The following is a 15,420-nucleotide window of genomic DNA, read 5'->3' on the forward strand; positions in this document are numbered from 1 at the left end:
ATTATTTATATTTATCCCATAAAGCGGAAGCAATGATCTCCTGCGTATGATCCGCAAACTGTTGCATTCCTTTATGGGAGGTATCCATATCATTCGTCGAGATAGCCGGATGAATGATCATTTCCATCTTATGCCGGTGTATATCCAACGAACCGATCGGCAGCACGTCGAAAGGGCCATTCAAAGTAATCGGAACAACCGGCAGACGCTGATCCAAAGCCATCTGGTAAGCTCCCTTCTTGAAACGGATCATCTTACCGTCATACGTTCGTGAACCTTCCGGAAAGACAACAACAGAAGCCCCGTTCTTCAGACAACGTTCAGCTTCCACCACACTACGGGCAGCCGCTTTAGGTGTTGAATTATCCACAAAGATGAAACCGGCAGCCCGGCAGGCAGCCCCGACGAAAGGTATCTTCCCTATCCCCGCTTTCATAACCCATTTGATAGGAACGCCCAGGAAACCATAGATCAAAAAGATGTCGAAGGCGCCCTGATGATTGGACACAAATACATAAGATTGTTTACGGTCTATATTCTCCCGTCCTTTCACTTTTACGGGACAGAGAGCCAGATAACAGGTCAGCCTCGACCAGATCATCCCGGGATAATAGGCGAATATCTTCTCACCTCCCAGCAGGCATCCGATGATAACAGTTAAGGCTGTAAGTATAGTCAGCACCACAAAGACAGGTACAAAAAACAGCCATAAATAAACCAAGTAAAGTATTCGTATCATATATAACTGTGTTAGTCCTACAAATATAGGAGCTAAAATCGATGGATTCATTATTTTTATTCTAAAATATTTTTGCAATCGGGTTATTATTACTTTATTTGCGGTAGAAAAGAAAATAATTATAAAAACATCTATAACCATGAACGAGTTAATTAAAAATCTTGGGGTAATCGTACTCTTGATCGGTGTAATCATTCTTGCAGTACCGGCTATTACTGGTGGCGTAACAAATACCATCCTTATCGCTGGTTTAGGAGTTATTATTTTGGGTTACATCGGCCACATTGTTATCAACAAGAAAATGGAGTAACACACACAAGTCCAGAAATTAAAAAAAGGATTGTTCCCTGTATTGGAAACAATCCTTTTTTATTACCCGTAAAGTGCAGGGGATATTTAAGCTTCTCCCTGAACTCCTCCCATCGGCGGGATAAAATCTTCAAAGTTGGCTGTCTTATTACCGCTTCCGCCTTTCATCTGCTCTTCATATTTGGCCAGGTTATCCTGCAAAGCAAAGAATAAACGTTTTGCATTGTTGGGAGTCAAGATCACACGGCTCTTAACCTGTGCTTTAGGTGCACCGGGAACTACGCGGATGAAGTCTAGTATGAATTCAGAAGTTGAATGTGAAATAATCGCCAGGTTAGCATAAGTGCCTTGTGCCATTTCTTCAGACAGTTCTACCTGTATCTCATTAGATTGTTTGTTATCGTTCTCCATTTCTTTTTATGTTTTATGTTTAACTAATCGGATACAAATATACAGATATAAGAGGTTTCCATGAAATATATTGCAAATAAAAAGGGCCACCTTCACAGGCGACCCTTTTCCAGTTGTGTTTTTAATTCTCAATTCTTTAGACCAATGTAAAAAAAATACCTTATTGTGTTTAATATTTATTATCCTGACTTTTAGGCTAAGGTTTTCTGTCCAGATGCATATTACTACATTTTGAACAATGCAAAGATACAAACTGTACAAAAAAACTCCAAGCGCAATTTACGTATTAACTAATATTACTTCAATTATTAACAATTTAAAACACATCTAAAAACTGTTGTAAATGTGATTATTATAAAGATCAGTTTCTACAACAGATCAATCTCTTCTATTGAATGATCAAAGTTGCCATGACCGGGCAGTGATCCGAAGGATAAAGATGATTCAAGGTATCGGTAAGCACTCCGTTACGTAATACCTTAATGTCTCCTTTTACAAAAATATAATCGATCCATTCTCTCTTCTCGTTCGGTATACGGCCGTAATCGTGGAATGTCCATTCCGGGCCATATTTTAAAGAGGCTATTTCACGCGAATGCGTGACATGGCGAGGATCATTCTTATCTGTCAGCACTTTGATAGGATCATCATCCGGTGCGGCATTAAAGTCACCGGTTACAATAACCGGAAGTCCTTTAGCCAATTTATGGGCTTCTTCCAGAACTAATGAAGCTCCTTCATGGCGTGCCACTTTTCCCATATGATCCAAATGAGTATTCAGGAAAAAGAACTTCTTACCTGATAGCTTATCCTTAAATACGCCCCAGGTGGCAACACGTTCACAGGCGGCATCCCAGCCTTTTTTACCCACCGCATTCATATCTTCCGCCAACCAGAAATTACCGCTATCCTCAAGAGAGAAACGATCCTTCTTATAAAATATCGGGGCATATTCTCCTTTTGTCTTACCGTCTTCACGTCCTACTCCCACATAACTATACTCCGGTAAACGTGCCAAAAGATCATTCAACTGATGGTTCAAAACTTCCTGGGCACCGAAGATATCGACTTCATGGAACTTTACCAGATCGGCAGCCAGATCCTTACGGTTACTCCATTGATTAGCTCCATCCTCTTTTGTATCCATGCGGATATTAAATGTCATCACATGCAAAGGAGTTTCCGGTTGCTTGGCAGACATAAAACTGACAGATAATAACACTGACAGAAAACTTAACAAAATCTTTTTCATGATATTTAATATGTTTATTTATAAAGCCTACATACAAAAGTAAAGCTTATGTACTGATTAACCAAATTACTAAAAACAAAAAGGCTTCCGAAAATCAATCCGGAAGCCTTTTCTATTGTACGATATTTATTTCTTACTCGTCGTCTTTATCCATAGCGTTGAAATCAACTACGTTCTTACGATTAGCAAAAATACGTTCGAATTCATCCTTAGCACCAACAACCAGTTTGTCGAAGTCTCTCTGGCCTGTACCAGCCGGGATCAAGTGACCGCAGATAACGTTTTCTTTCAAACCTTCCAGACGGTCTACCTTTCCGTTGATAGCAGCTTCGTTCAATACCTTTGTTGTTTCCTGGAATGATGCAGCCGACATAAAGCTTGTTGTCTGCAATGCAGCACGTGTAATACCCTGAAGGATCTGGTTGGCAGTAGCAGGAACGGCATCACGAACTTCTACAAGTTTCATGTCACGACGTTTCAACATACTGTTTTCATCTCTCAACTTACGGGCAGTTACAATCTGACCAGCTTGTAATGTCTGAGAATCTCCTGCATCCAGAACAACTTTCTTACCCCAGATACGGTCGTTTTCATCCATTACTTCCAGTTTGTCTACAATCTGTTGTTCCAGGAAGCGAGTATCACCCGGATCGACCACTTCTACCTTACGCATCATCTGACGAACGATCACTTCGAAGTGTTTGTCGTTGATCTTCACACCCTGCAGACGGTAAACGTCCTGTACTTCATTCACAATATATTCCTGTACGGCTGTCGGGCCCTTGATAGCAAGGATATCAGATGGAGTTGTTGCACCATCGGACAGCGGCATACCTGCACGGATATAGTCATTTTCCTGAACCAAAAGCTGTTTTGACAGAGGTACCATATACTTCTTTACTTCACCCAGTTTGGAAGTTACAGTAATCTCACGGTTACCACGTTTGATCTTACCGAAACCTACTTCACCATCGATTTCAGAAACGACAGCCGGGTTAGACGGGTTACGAGCTTCAAACAACTCAGTAACACGGGGAAGACCTCCGGTGATATCACCAGCCTTACCAACTGCACGCGGGATCTTAACCAAAACCTCACCAGCCTTAACCGGATCACCGTTCTCTTTGACAACGTGAGCGCCGAGCGGCAATGAGTAGTTCTTCAGGTAATTTCCGTTTTCATCTACGATGTGGGCAGCCGGAGCTTTTGTCTTATCTTTAGATTCGATAATGATCTTTTCCTTCAAACCTGTAGTTTCGTCACTTTCAACTTTGTAAGTAACACCTTCTACCACGCTTTCGAACTCGATCTTACCGGAAACTTCCGATACGATAACGGCATTGAACGGGTCCCATTCGATGATTACGTCACCCTTGCTGATCTTATCTCCGTTGTTGAAGAATAATTTAGAACCGTAAGGGATATTGTGAGTCAGCAATACGATCTTCGTATTCGGATCAACGATACGCATTTCAGCCAGACGGCTTACAACAACCTGATGTTTCTTTCCGGTTGCCGCATCAGTAGCTTCTACTGCACGGAGTTCGTCAATTTCCAGAATACCGTCATATTTAGATGTAATGCTGTTTTCTGTTGCAATGTTAGATGCGATACCACCGACGTGGAATGTACGCAGAGTCAACTGTGTACCCGGCTCACCGATAGACTGGGCAGCGATAACCCCAACGACTTCACCTCTTTGAACCATACGTCCGGTAGCCAGGTTACGTCCGTAACACTTAGCACAAACACCTTTCTTGGATTCACAGGTAAGTACGGAACGGATTTCCACACTTTCGATCGGAGAATCCTGAATCATCTTAGCTGCATCTTCGCGGATCTCTTCACCGGCAGCAACAATCAGTTCGCCGGTAAGCGGATGCTGGATATCATGTACGGATACACGACCCAGGATACGTTCGTACAGAGAAGCGATCACTTCTTCGTTATTCTTCAATTCTGTACAAATCAGACCACGCAATGTTCCACAGTCTTCTTCATTGATAATCACATCATGCGATACGTCTACCAGACGACGAGTCAGGTAACCTGCATCGGCAGTCTTCAACGCGGTATCGGCCAAACCTTTACGAGCACCGTGGGTAGAGATAAAGTACTCCAACACTGACAAACCTTCTTTAAAGTTTGAAAGGATCGGGTTTTCAATAATCTGACCACCTTCGGCACCGCTCTTCTGCGGCTTTGCCATCAAACCACGCATACCAGACAGCTGACGGATCTGTTCTTTAGAACCACGGGCTCCGGAGTCCATCATCATGTATACAGAGTTGAATCCATCGTTATCAGCAGTCAACTGCTTCATCAGGATATTAGACAACTTACTGTTGACATGTGTCCAAGTATCGATAATCTGGTTGTAACGTTCGTTGAAGGTAATGAAACCCATGCTATAGTTAGCCAGGATCTGTTCCACTTCATCATAACCTTCCTTAACCAGTGCATCTTTTTCAGGCGGGATAAGTACGTCGGCCAGGTTGAACGACAGACCTCCCTTAAATGCCATATAGTATCCTAAGTTCTTGATATCATCCAGGAACTGGGCTGTACGGGCAACGCCGCAAGTCTTGATTACCTTACCAATGATATCACGAAGAGATTTCTTTCCGAGTACTTCGTTGATATAACCAACTTCAGCAGGTACGAATTCGTTTACCATCAAACGACCTACCGATGTTTCAGTCAGCACCTTAACGATCTCACCATTTTCATTTACATCATTCACATACACTTTGATCGGAGCGTGGATGTCCACTTTCTTCTCATTGTATGCGATTGTAGCTTCTTCCGGTCCGTAGAATACTAAACCTTCTCCCAGTGTACCGGGACGCATTTTAGTAATATAGTACAAACCAAGTACCATATCCTGAGAAGGAACGGTAATAGGCGCACCGTTAGCCGGGTTCAAAATGTTATGAGAAGCAAGCATCAACATCTGTGCTTCGAGTACAGCCTCATTTCCTAAAGGCAAGTGAACAGCCATCTGGTCACCGTCGAAATCGGCGTTGAATGCCGTACAAGCCAACGGGTGCAACTGGATAGCCTTACCTTCGATCAGTTTCGGCTGGAATGCCTGGATACCCAAACGGTGCAGTGTCGGTGCACGGTTCAGCAACACAGGGTGACCTTTCATTACATATTCCAGGATATCCCAAACAACCGGTTCCTTACGGTCAACGATCTTCTTGGCAGACTTAACCGTTTTAACGATACCGCGTTCGATCAATTTACGGATAACGAAAGGTTTATAAAGTTCGGCAGCCATATTCTTCGGCAGACCGCACTCATGCATCTTTAATTCAGGACCTACAACGATAACCGAACGGGCAGAGTAGTCAACACGTTTACCCAACAAGTTCTGACGGAAACGACCTTGTTTACCTTTCAAACTGTCGGACAGTGACTTCAACGGACGGTTAGCATCTGTCTTAACGGCACTCGATTTACGAGAGTTATCAAACAGAGAGTCCACAGCTTCCTGAAGCATACGCTTTTCATTACGCAGGATCACTTCCGGAGCTTTAATATCAATTAATCGTTTCAGACGGTTATTACGGATAATAACACGACGATACAAATCATTCAAGTCGGAGGTTGCGAAACGTCCACCATCCAGCGGAACCAACGGACGCAATTCCGGCGGAATAACAGGAACGACCTTTACGATCATCCATTCCGGTTTGTTACGGCCTCTGGATGCACGGAAAGATTCAACAACCTGTAAACGTTTCAACGCTTCGTTCTTACGCTGCTGTGAACCGTCCGTACTTGCACGGTGACGCAATTCGTAAGAAAGAGAGTCAAGATCCAGACGAGCCAGCAAATCATAAACGGCTTCAGCACCGATCTTTGCAATGAACTTATTAGGATCCGTATCTTCCAGCATCTGGTTTTCCTTAGGCAGGTTATCCAGAATCTGCAAGTATTCTTCTTCCGAAAGCAAGTCTAATTCAGCAACAGTGTCTACACAACCCGGCTGAATAACCACATAACGTTCATAGTAAATGATAGAATCCAGTTTCTTAGTAGGCAAGCCTAACAGATAACCGATTTTATTAGGTAGAGAACGGAAATACCAGATATGAGCGACCGGAACCACCAGATGGATATGTCCCATACGTTCGCGACGCACTTTCTTCTCTGTAACTTCTACCCCGCAACGATCGCAGACAATACCTTTATAACGGATACGTTTGTATTTTCCGCAATGGCACTCATAGTCCTTGATCGGACCGAAGATACGTTCGCAGAAAAGACCGTCACGCTCAGGTTTGTACGTACGATAGTTAATCGTTTCCGGTTTCAGAACTTCGCCGCTAGAGTTTTCAAGAATCTCTTCAGGAGAAGCCAGACCGATGGTTATTTTTGAAAAGTTACTCTTTATCTTGTTTTCTTTTCTAAAAGCCATATTGTTTATTTATAAAGAGTTATCAATAGATAAAGTAGATGAGCCGAAACTCACCTACTTATATTGTTGTTGAATTAATCCAGAGTAAAGCTTAAACCTAAACCTCGCAGCTCATGAAGCAATACATTCAGAGATTCCGGAATACCCGGTTGTGGCATCGGATCACCTTTTACAATAGCCTCGTAAGCTTTAGAACGTCCTACAACGTCGTCAGACTTAATAGTAAGGATTTCCTGAAGAACATGTGCGGCACCGAAGGCTTCCAGTGCCCAAACTTCCATCTCTCCGAAACGCTGACCACCAAACTGAGCTTTACCACCCAGAGGCTGTTGGGTAATCAAAGAGTACGGACCGATTGAACGGGCGTGCATCTTATCATCAACCATGTGACCCAGTTTCAAGAAGTAAGTTACACCTACTGTTGCCGGCTGGTCGAAACGCTCACCGGTTCCACCATCATACAAATAAGACTTACCATAACGAGGGATACCCGCTTTATCAGTCATTGCATTCAGGTCATCCAGAGATGCACCGTCGAAGATCGGAGTCGCAAACTTAACATCCATTGTTCTACCGGCCCAACCTAATACAGCTTCAAAGATCTGTCCCAGGTTCATACGGGAAGGCACACCAAGCGGGTTCAAACAGATATCAACCGGAGTTCCGTCTTCCAGGAACGGCATATCTTCCTGACGAACGATCTTGGAAACAATACCCTTGTTACCGTGGCGACCGGCCATCTTATCACCTACCTGGATCTTACGTTTCTTGGCAATATAAACTTTCGCCATCTGAACAATACCGGTAGGCAGTTCATCACCGATAGTAAGATCGAATTTCTTACGTCTCAGCTCAGCATCCAGTTCTTTATATTTCTTCAGATAGTTCAGGATAACCTGCTTGATAAGTTCGTTCTTATCAGCATCGGCAGTCCATTTACTAACCTGAACAGCATTATAATCCAAATCTTCCAGAGCCTTGCGGGAGAATTTAGCACCCTTCGCAATTACTTCTGTATTCATATAGTCCTTAACACCCTGTGAAACTTTACCATTGGTAAGAGTCAATAACTTATCCACCAATAAATTTTTCAGGTCGGCCATCTTCATTTCGTATTCTTCATCCAATTTCGGAAGAATAGCCTTATCGGTCAGTCTGGACTTACGTTTCTTAACAGCTTTAGAGAATAACGCCGTATCGATAACAACACCACGAAGAGACGGAGTAGCTTTCAATGAAGCATCCTTTACATCACCTGCCTTGTCACCGAAGATGGCACGCAGCAGTTTTTCTTCCGGAGAAGGATCAGATTCACCCTTCGGAGTGATCTTACCGATCAGGATATCACCTGGTTCGATACGGGCACCTACGCGAACGATACCTCTTTCATCCAAATCCTTAGTAGCCTCTTCGCTTACGTTAGGAATATCAGATGTCAATTCTTCCATACCACGTTTCGTTTCACGAACTTCAAGGATATATTCATCCACGTGAACAGAAGTAAAGAAGTCTTCACGAACCATACGTTCGTTCAGTACGATAGCATCCTCATAGTTGTAACCCTTCCACGGCATGTAAGCCACTTTCACGTTACGTCCCAAAGCAAGTTCACCCATCTGAGTTGAATAACCTTCAGTCAGGATATCCCCCGTCTTCACACGCTGGCCACGATGGCAGATCGGGCGAAGGTCGACAGTGGTACTCTGGTTTGTTTTACGCCATTTCGGGATAACATATGTTTTAATAGCATCTTCGAAGCTTACAAAGTCTTCGTCTTCGCTACGGTCATATTTGATCTTGATACAAGTTGCATCAACAAATACAATTTCACCGTCACGTTCAGCCATGATCTGAGTACGTGAATCGCGGGCAACCTGTGCCTCGATACCTGTACCTACAATCGGAGCATCCGTACGCAACAAAGGAACTGCCTGGCGCATCATGTTAGATCCCATCAATGCACGGTTAGCATCATCATGTTCCAGGAATGGGATCAAAGAAGCTGCGATAGAAGCAATCTGTTGCGGAGCAACGTCCATCAAGTCGATTTCTGAAGGCGGAACAACAGGGAAGTCTGCTTCAAAACGGGCTTTTACTCTGTCAAGAATAAATTTACCCTCGTCATCCAACGGAGCATTACCCTGTGCAATTGTCATTTCTTCTTCTTCCTCTGCAGTATAGTATTGCAGGCTTTCTTCAGAAAAGTCTACTTTACCATCAACCACATTACGGTATGGAGTAGAAATGAATCCCAGGTCATTGATCTTTGCATATACACACAAAGAAGAAATCAAACCGATGTTCGGTCCTTCAGGTGTTTCAATCGGACAAAGACGGCCATAGTGCGTATAGTGAACGTCACGAACCTCAAATCCGGCACGCTCTCTTGACAAACCACCCGGTCCAAGGGCAGACAGACGACGTTTATGAGTAATTTCAGCCAACGGGTTTGTCTGGTCCATAAACTGTGACAAAGCATTTGTTCCGAAGAATGAGTTAACAACAGAAGAGATAGTCTTCGCGTTAATCAAATCGATCGGAGTAAACACTTCGTTATCACGAACATTCATACGTTCACGTACTGTACGGGACATACGGGCCAGACCGATACCGAACTGGTTGTACAATTGTTCGCCTACGGTACGTACACGACGGTTACTCAAGTGGTCGATATCATCCACGATCGCTTTCGAGTTGATCAACTCGATCAGATACTTGATGATCTCGATTATATCTTCTTTAGTCAAAACCTTTACATCATCGCTGGTAGTAAGGTTCAACTTCTTGTTAATTCTGTAACGGCCTACTTCACCTAAATCATAACGTTTTTCAGAGAAGAAAAGGTTCTGTATGACTTCACGGGCACTTGCTTCATCTGCAGGTTCTGCATTACGCAACTGACGGTAAATATACAAAACAGCCTCTTTTTCAGAGTTACTGGGGTCTTTCTGAAGCGTATTATAGATGATTGCATAATCTGAAAGATTCTGGTCTTCACGATGTAATAATACATTCTGTGTTCCAGATTCCAGAATAGCTTCAATATTATCGCTATCTAAAACCGATTCACGATCGATGATAACGTCATTACGTTCAATAGAAACAACTTCGCCGGTATCTTCATCCACGAAATCTTCCACCCATGTTTTCAACACACGGGCAGCCAGCTTGCGGCCGATCAGTTTCTTCAGGTTTGCTTTCGAAACTTTTACTTCTTCTGCCAGATTAAAGATTTCAAGAATGTCTCTATCGCCTTCAAAACCAATAGCTCTTAAAAGGGTGGTTACAGGTAATTTCTTTTTACGGTCGATATAAGCATACATCACATTATTGATGTCTGTTGCAAATTCGATCCATGAGCCTTTAAAAGGAATGATACGTGCGGAATACAATTTTGTACCGTTGGCATGTGTACTTTGACCAAAGAACACACCCGGAGAACGGTGCAACTGTGAAACAACAACACGCTCAGCACCATTTATAACGAAAGTACCACGTTCCGTCATATAAGGGATCGGGCCTAAATATACGTCCTGGATAACAGTATCGAAATCTTCATGATCCGGATCCGTACAATATAGTTTTAACTTTGCTTTTAAAGGCACACTATAGGTTAATCCGCGGGCAATACATTCATCAATGCAATAACGAGGCGGATCTATATAGTAATCTAAGAACTCCAACACAAAATTGTTTCTGGTATCTGCAATAGGGAAATTCTCTGCAAACACCTTATACAATCCCTCCTTCTTTCTCTTTTCAGGAGGTGTGTCAAGTTGAAGAAAGTCTTGGAATGACTTCAATTGAACTTCGAGAAAGTCCGGATAAGGGAACTGATTCTTAATCGAAGCAAAATTAACTCTTTGGTTTTCAGCTGTTGAAGACATCTAGTAAGGAATTTATTGAACTTATTGAAATTATAGACACAAAAAGGTTAAGAATCTCCTTAAGGGAGACTCTTAACCAAATCACCTGGAAACCAGGTTATAAATACTATTTAAGCTCAACTTCAGCTCCAGCTTCTTCCAAGCTCTTCTTTAATCCTTCAGCATCAGCTTTAGAAATACCTTCTTTGATTGCGCTAGGAGCACCATCAACTAAATCTTTAGCTTCTTTCAAGCCAAGACCAGTTAATTCTTTTACTGCCTTAACAACAGCCAATTTATTAGCACCAGCTGCTTTCAATACAACATCGAAAGAAGTCTTTTCTTCTTCTGCAGCAGCAGCGCCACCAGCAGCAGGACCAGCAACAGCAACAGCTGCAGCAGCAGGTTCAATACCATATTCTTCTTTAAGGATTGTAGCCAGTTCGCTAACTTCTTTTACGGTCAGGTTTACTAATTGTTCTGCAAAAGCTTTCAAATCTGCCATTTTTTTGTATATTTAAATGATTATTATCTGTGTAAATTAAAAAATTATCTTTCTTCCAAAGTCTTCAACAGACCGTGGATAGTTTGTCCTGATGACTGAAGAGCAGAAATAACGTTCTTCGCCGGAGATTGCAACAATGCAATAACGTCGCCGATAAGTTCTTTTTTGCTCTTGATATTTACAAGGGCTTCCAGGTTTTCAGCGCCAATGTAGAAGCTTTCCTGTACATAGGCAGCTTTCAACACGGGTTTTGCAACTTCATCCTTTTTTGCACCTTTGGTAAATTCTTTGATCAGACGAGCAGGAGCGTTAGCTGCTTGTGAAAACATAACAGCTGTATTGCCTTTCAGAGCGATCTGCAGCGGTGAAAAATCACCTTCTACATTTTCCAGAGCCTTTTTAAGCAAATTGTTCTTAACAACAACCAACTTTACTTCCTGCTTGAAACATTCTCTTCTCAATTTGCTGGTTTTCTCAGCATCCAATGCTTCGATATCAGTCAAATAAAAGTTAGGATATTCCTTTACAGTTTCTGTAAGTTGGCTTATTACTATGCCTTTATCTTCCTTTTTCATTGTGCAATAATTTTAATTAGTTTTCTTCAACTGATTTCGGGTCGATTTTAATACCCGCGCTCATTGTACTAGAAAGATAAATGCTCTTTATATATGTACCTTTAGCAGCAGACGGTTTCAACTTCAAAAGAGTTGAAATAAATTCCTTCGCGTTATCACGAATCTGATCGGCATTGAAAGATACCTTTCCGATTGATGTATGAACGATACCGGTTTTGTCTACCTTAAAGTCGATCTTACCCTGCTTAACTTCCTTCACTGCGTTTCCGATTTCATTGGTAACCGTACCGCTTTTAGGGTTAGGCATCAAACCACGAGGGCCTAATACTCTACCCAGAGCACCGATTTTACCCATGATAGAAGGCATAGTGATGATCACGTCAATATCAGTCCAACCACCTTTAATTTTGTCTATATACTCATCCAAGCCGACATAGTCAGCTCCAGCAGCAGTTGCTTCAGCTTCCTTGTCCGGTGTACATAATGCGAGAACCCTAACTTGTTTACCAGTTCCGTGAGGCAATGAAACAACGCCTCTAACCATTTGATTGGCCTTACGGGGGTCAACACCTAAACGAACATCCACATCTACAGATGCATCGAACTTAGAAGTAGTAATTTCTTTTACTAATGCTGATGCTTCCTTTAATGTATATGCTTTCCCAGCTTCAATCTTGCCCAAAGCCAACTTTTGATTTTTTGTCAGTTTACTCATTTCAATTGAAGTTTATTAATTATTACCCGGGAATGTCCCTTTAACAGTGATACCCATACTTCTGGCTGTTCCGGCAACCATTCTCATGGCAGCTTCAACAGTAAAGCAGTTCAAGTCGACAATTTTGTCTTCTGCGATAGTTTTTACCTGATCCCAAGAGATTTCAGCAATCTTCTTACGATTCGGCTCTGCAGAACCACTCTTCTGTTTAGATGCTTCCAGCAATTGGATAGCAACAGGAGGGGTTTTAACGACAAAGTCGAAAGACTTATCGGCATAGTAAGTAATTACCACAGGTAATATTTTACCAGCCTTGTCTTGGGTTCTGGCATTAAATTGCTTGCAAAACTCCATAATATTAATACCCTTAGAACCTAAAGCCGGTCCTACTGGGGGAGAAGGGTTTGCTGCTCCTCCTTTAATCTGCAATTTGATTTGTCCAGCAACTTCTTTAGCCATTTTTCTAAAATTTAGATATATAACATCAATAACAGAAAGAAAACACTTCTCGTAACAAAAGCGTTACTCCTTCTCAACTTGCATATAGCCCAACTCAAGCGGTGTTTTACGTCCGAAGACTTTTACCATCACTTTAAGTTTCTTTTTCTCGGCGTTGACTTCTTCGATCACACCCGTGAAACCGCTAAACGGTCCAAAAGTGATTTTCACACTCTCGCCAACATAAAATTGGATATCCAGTTCTTCCTGTTGATCCTGCAGTTCGTCGACCGTACCTAAAATACGGCTTACTTCAGAAGGACGCAACGGAACCGGGTTATCAGACCCGCCCAAAAATCCGATTACATTGGGAATGTTTCTCAATCGATGAGCGACTTCTCCAACCAATGCTGCCTCTACTAATACATAACCCGGTAAGTAAGCTCTTTCTTTCATCACTTTCTTACCATTACGCACCGTAAAAGTCTTCTCCGTAGGTATCAGAACCTGATTGACATATTCACTCAGATCTGTGTTCTTCAACTCAGCCTCGAGATATTCTCTGACTTTATTCTCCTTACCACTGATGGCGCGCAGAACATAAAATTTCTTTTGGATATCAGACATATCTAAAACTGATTAAAAGATTTTCTCGTAGAAGAAACGCATTACGCTTTCGAAGCCTAAGTCTACAACAAAGATTACTGCTGCAATTATAAGGGAAGCAAACATAACAACCACAGCACTATTGGAAAGCTCTGTTCTAGTAGGCCAAGAAACTTTATAAACAAGTTCGTTATAAGATTCCTTAATATAAGTAATTATCTTTTTCATCGAATCTATAGATTTTTAGCACGGAAGGAGAGGCTCGAACTCCCGACACCTGGTTTTGGAGACCAGTGCTCTACCAACTGAGCTACTTCCGTAAAATAGCCAGTCTCATAATAAGACTGGCTATCAGTATTGTCTTAATATTAGTCGATCAATTCTGTAATCTGACCAGCACCTACAGTACGTCCACCTTCGCGGATAGCGAAACGAAGACCTACGTTACAAGCTACCGGGTAGATCAGTTCAACGTCGATTGTTACGTTATCACCAGGCATAACCATTTCAGTTCCTTCCGGAAGAGTAATTTCACCTGTTACGTCCAATGTACGGATATAGAACTGAGGACGGTATTTGTTGTGGAACGGAGTGTGACGACCACCTTCTTCTTTCTTCAGGATATAAACCTCAGCCTTGAAGTGAGAGTGTTCTTTCACTTTACCCGGGTGGCAAATAACCATACCACGTTTGATTTCGTTCTTGTCGATACCACGCAACAACAGACCTACGTTGTCACCAGCTTCACCCTGATCCAACAGTTTGCGGAACATTTCCACACCTGTTACAACAGACTTCTTACCGTCAGCACCCAGACCGATGATCTGAACTTCTTCACCAACCTTAACGATACCTGCTTCGATACGACCTGTAGCAACAGTACCACGACCAGTGATAGAGAACACGTCTTCAACCGGCATCAAGAAAGGTTTATCTACATCACGCGGAGGCAGCGGAATCCAAGTGTCAACAGCTTCCATCAACTCCATGATCTTATCTTCCCAAACAGGGTCACCGTTCAAACCACCTAAAGCAGAACCACGAATTACAGGAGTGTTGTCACCGTCGAACTGATAGAATGAAAGAAGTTCTCTCATTTCCATTTCAACCAATTCCAACATTTCTTCGTCGTCAACCATGTCACATTTGTTCATGAATACAACCAGTCTCGGTACGTTTACCTGACGAGCCAAAAGGATGTGTTCACGAGTCTGAGGCATAGGACCATCAGTTGCAGCAACTACGATGATAGCACCGTCCATCTGAGCAGCACCAGTTACCATGTTCTTTACGTAGTCGGCGTGACCCGGACAGTCTACGTGAGCATAGTGACGATTTGCAGTCTGATACTCTACGTGAGAAGTGTTAATTGTAATACCTCTTTCTTTTTCTTCAGGAGCGTTGTCGATAGAATCGAATGAACGCAGTTCTGAAAGACCTTTCTTTGCCAATACTGTTGTGATAGCAGCTGTCAAAGTTGTTTTACCGTGGTCAACGTGACCAATCGTACCAATGTTCACATGTGGTTTCGATCTGTCAAATTTCTCTTTTGCCATAACTTAATTGTTCTTTATTTGA

13 protein-coding genes and 1 tRNA gene are annotated in these 15,420 nt (G+C 42.4%); 1 reads left to right on the forward strand and 13 read right to left on the reverse strand.

The features are described 5' to 3' along the window. Position 1: 1 nt before the first annotated feature. Positions 2–739 carry a lysophospholipid acyltransferase family protein gene (locus tag HMPREF1212_RS23565; RefSeq protein WP_028726936.1) on the reverse strand — a complete coding sequence of 246 codons (738 nt, stop codon included), beginning with the start codon at positions 737–739 and terminating at the stop codon, positions 2–4. A 139-nt stretch (positions 740–878) separates the two neighbouring features. Between HMPREF1212_RS23565 and HMPREF1212_RS27230 the strand changes: the two genes are divergently transcribed. Further along, complete coding sequence (locus HMPREF1212_RS27230; protein WP_167331494.1) at positions 879–1,049, forward strand: hypothetical protein; 171 nt, start codon at positions 879–881, stop codon at positions 1,047–1,049. Positions 1,050–1,135: 86 nt separating this feature from the next. Here the strand turns inward: HMPREF1212_RS27230 and HMPREF1212_RS23570 are convergent, their stop codons facing one another. The 12 genes from HMPREF1212_RS23570 to tuf all read right to left on the reverse strand — a co-directional run bounded on the left by HMPREF1212_RS23570 (position 1,136) and on the right by tuf (position 15,398). After that, complete coding sequence (locus HMPREF1212_RS23570) at positions 1,136–1,459, reverse strand: DUF3467 domain-containing protein (RefSeq protein ID WP_046151400.1); 324 nt, start codon at positions 1,457–1,459, stop codon at positions 1,136–1,138. 388 nt (positions 1,460–1,847) lie between these two features. Beyond that, complete coding sequence (locus tag HMPREF1212_RS23575; protein ID WP_046151401.1) at positions 1,848–2,711, reverse strand: endonuclease/exonuclease/phosphatase family protein; 864 nt, start codon at positions 2,709–2,711, stop codon at positions 1,848–1,850. Positions 2,712–2,844: 133 nt separating this feature from the next. Beyond that, positions 2,845–7,137, reverse strand: coding sequence for a DNA-directed RNA polymerase subunit beta' (gene rpoC, locus HMPREF1212_RS23580; protein WP_046151402.1), 4,293 nt, complete (start codon positions 7,135–7,137; stop codon positions 2,845–2,847). A 74-nt stretch (positions 7,138–7,211) separates the two neighbouring features. Beyond that, entirely contained in the window at positions 7,212–11,024 is a 3,813-nt protein-coding gene (gene rpoB / locus HMPREF1212_RS23585) for a DNA-directed RNA polymerase subunit beta (RefSeq protein ID WP_028726932.1), read from the reverse strand. Between the two features lie 106 nt (positions 11,025–11,130). Beyond that, positions 11,131–11,508, reverse strand: coding sequence for a 50S ribosomal protein L7/L12 (rplL, locus tag HMPREF1212_RS23590; protein ID WP_028726931.1), 378 nt, complete (start codon positions 11,506–11,508; stop codon positions 11,131–11,133). 44 nt (positions 11,509–11,552) lie between these two features. Continuing rightward, positions 11,553–12,083 (reverse strand): 50S ribosomal protein L10, encoded by a 531-nt coding sequence (rplJ, locus tag HMPREF1212_RS23595; protein WP_028726930.1) that lies wholly within the window; start codon positions 12,081–12,083, stop codon positions 11,553–11,555. Between the two features lie 16 nt (positions 12,084–12,099). After that, a complete protein-coding gene (rplA, locus tag HMPREF1212_RS23600) occupies positions 12,100–12,798 on the reverse strand; it encodes a 50S ribosomal protein L1 (protein ID WP_028726929.1) in 699 nt (232 codons plus the stop codon). A 15-nt stretch (positions 12,799–12,813) separates the two neighbouring features. Then, complete coding sequence (gene rplK, locus HMPREF1212_RS23605; RefSeq protein ID WP_028726928.1) at positions 12,814–13,257, reverse strand: 50S ribosomal protein L11; 444 nt, start codon at positions 13,255–13,257, stop codon at positions 12,814–12,816. Between the two features lie 63 nt (positions 13,258–13,320). Next, positions 13,321–13,863: a transcription termination/antitermination protein NusG gene (gene nusG / locus HMPREF1212_RS23610; RefSeq protein WP_028726927.1), complete on the reverse strand. Its 543-nt coding sequence runs from the start codon at positions 13,861–13,863 to the stop codon at positions 13,321–13,323. A gap of 12 nt (positions 13,864–13,875) precedes the next feature. Continuing rightward, a complete protein-coding gene (secE, locus tag HMPREF1212_RS23615) occupies positions 13,876–14,070 on the reverse strand; it encodes a preprotein translocase subunit SecE (protein WP_007654183.1) in 195 nt (64 codons plus the stop codon). A 19-nt stretch (positions 14,071–14,089) separates the two neighbouring features. Then, positions 14,090–14,162 (reverse strand) — tRNA-Trp (locus HMPREF1212_RS23620). 48 nt (positions 14,163–14,210) lie between these two features. Further along, positions 14,211–15,398, reverse strand: a complete 1,188-nt coding sequence (tuf, locus tag HMPREF1212_RS23625) for an elongation factor Tu (protein ID WP_028726926.1) — start codon at positions 15,396–15,398, stop codon at positions 14,211–14,213. Positions 15,399–15,420 lie beyond the last annotated feature (22 nt).

Source organism: Parabacteroides sp. HGS0025, from assembly GCF_000969845.1.
GTDB classification, from domain to species: Bacteria; Bacteroidota; Bacteroidia; order Bacteroidales; family Tannerellaceae; genus Parabacteroides; species Parabacteroides gordonii.

What these genes read in the sequence shown, in the direction of transcription:
- HMPREF1212_RS23565 (WP_028726936.1), bottom strand. Translation starts at nt 739, where the DNA reads ATGATACGAATACTTTACTTGGTTTATTTATGGCTGTTTTTTGTACCT.
- HMPREF1212_RS27230 (WP_167331494.1), top strand. Translation starts at nt 879, where the DNA reads ATGAACGAGTTAATTAAAAATCTTGGGGTAATCGTACTCTTGATCGGT.
- HMPREF1212_RS23570 (WP_046151400.1), bottom strand. Translation starts at nt 1,459, where the DNA reads ATGGAGAACGATAACAAACAATCTAATGAGATACAGGTAGAACTGTCT.
- HMPREF1212_RS23575 (WP_046151401.1), bottom strand. Translation starts at nt 2,711, where the DNA reads ATGAAAAAGATTTTGTTAAGTTTTCTGTCAGTGTTATTATCTGTCAGT.
- rpoC (WP_046151402.1), bottom strand. Translation starts at nt 7,137, where the DNA reads ATGGCTTTTAGAAAAGAAAACAAGATAAAGAGTAACTTTTCAAAAATA.
- rpoB (WP_028726932.1), bottom strand. Translation starts at nt 11,024, where the DNA reads ATGTCTTCAACAGCTGAAAACCAAAGAGTTAATTTTGCTTCGATTAAG.
- rplL (WP_028726931.1), bottom strand. Translation starts at nt 11,508, where the DNA reads ATGGCAGATTTGAAAGCTTTTGCAGAACAATTAGTAAACCTGACCGTA.
- rplJ (WP_028726930.1), bottom strand. Translation starts at nt 12,083, where the DNA reads ATGAAAAAGGAAGATAAAGGCATAGTAATAAGCCAACTTACAGAAACT.
- rplA (WP_028726929.1), bottom strand. Translation starts at nt 12,798, where the DNA reads ATGAGTAAACTGACAAAAAATCAAAAGTTGGCTTTGGGCAAGATTGAA.
- rplK (WP_028726928.1), bottom strand. Translation starts at nt 13,257, where the DNA reads ATGGCTAAAGAAGTTGCTGGACAAATCAAATTGCAGATTAAAGGAGGA.
- nusG (WP_028726927.1), bottom strand. Translation starts at nt 13,863, where the DNA reads ATGTCTGATATCCAAAAGAAATTTTATGTTCTGCGCGCCATCAGTGGT.
- secE (WP_007654183.1), bottom strand. Translation starts at nt 14,070, where the DNA reads ATGAAAAAGATAATTACTTATATTAAGGAATCTTATAACGAACTTGTT.
- tuf (WP_028726926.1), bottom strand. Translation starts at nt 15,398, where the DNA reads ATGGCAAAAGAGAAATTTGACAGATCGAAACCACATGTGAACATTGGT.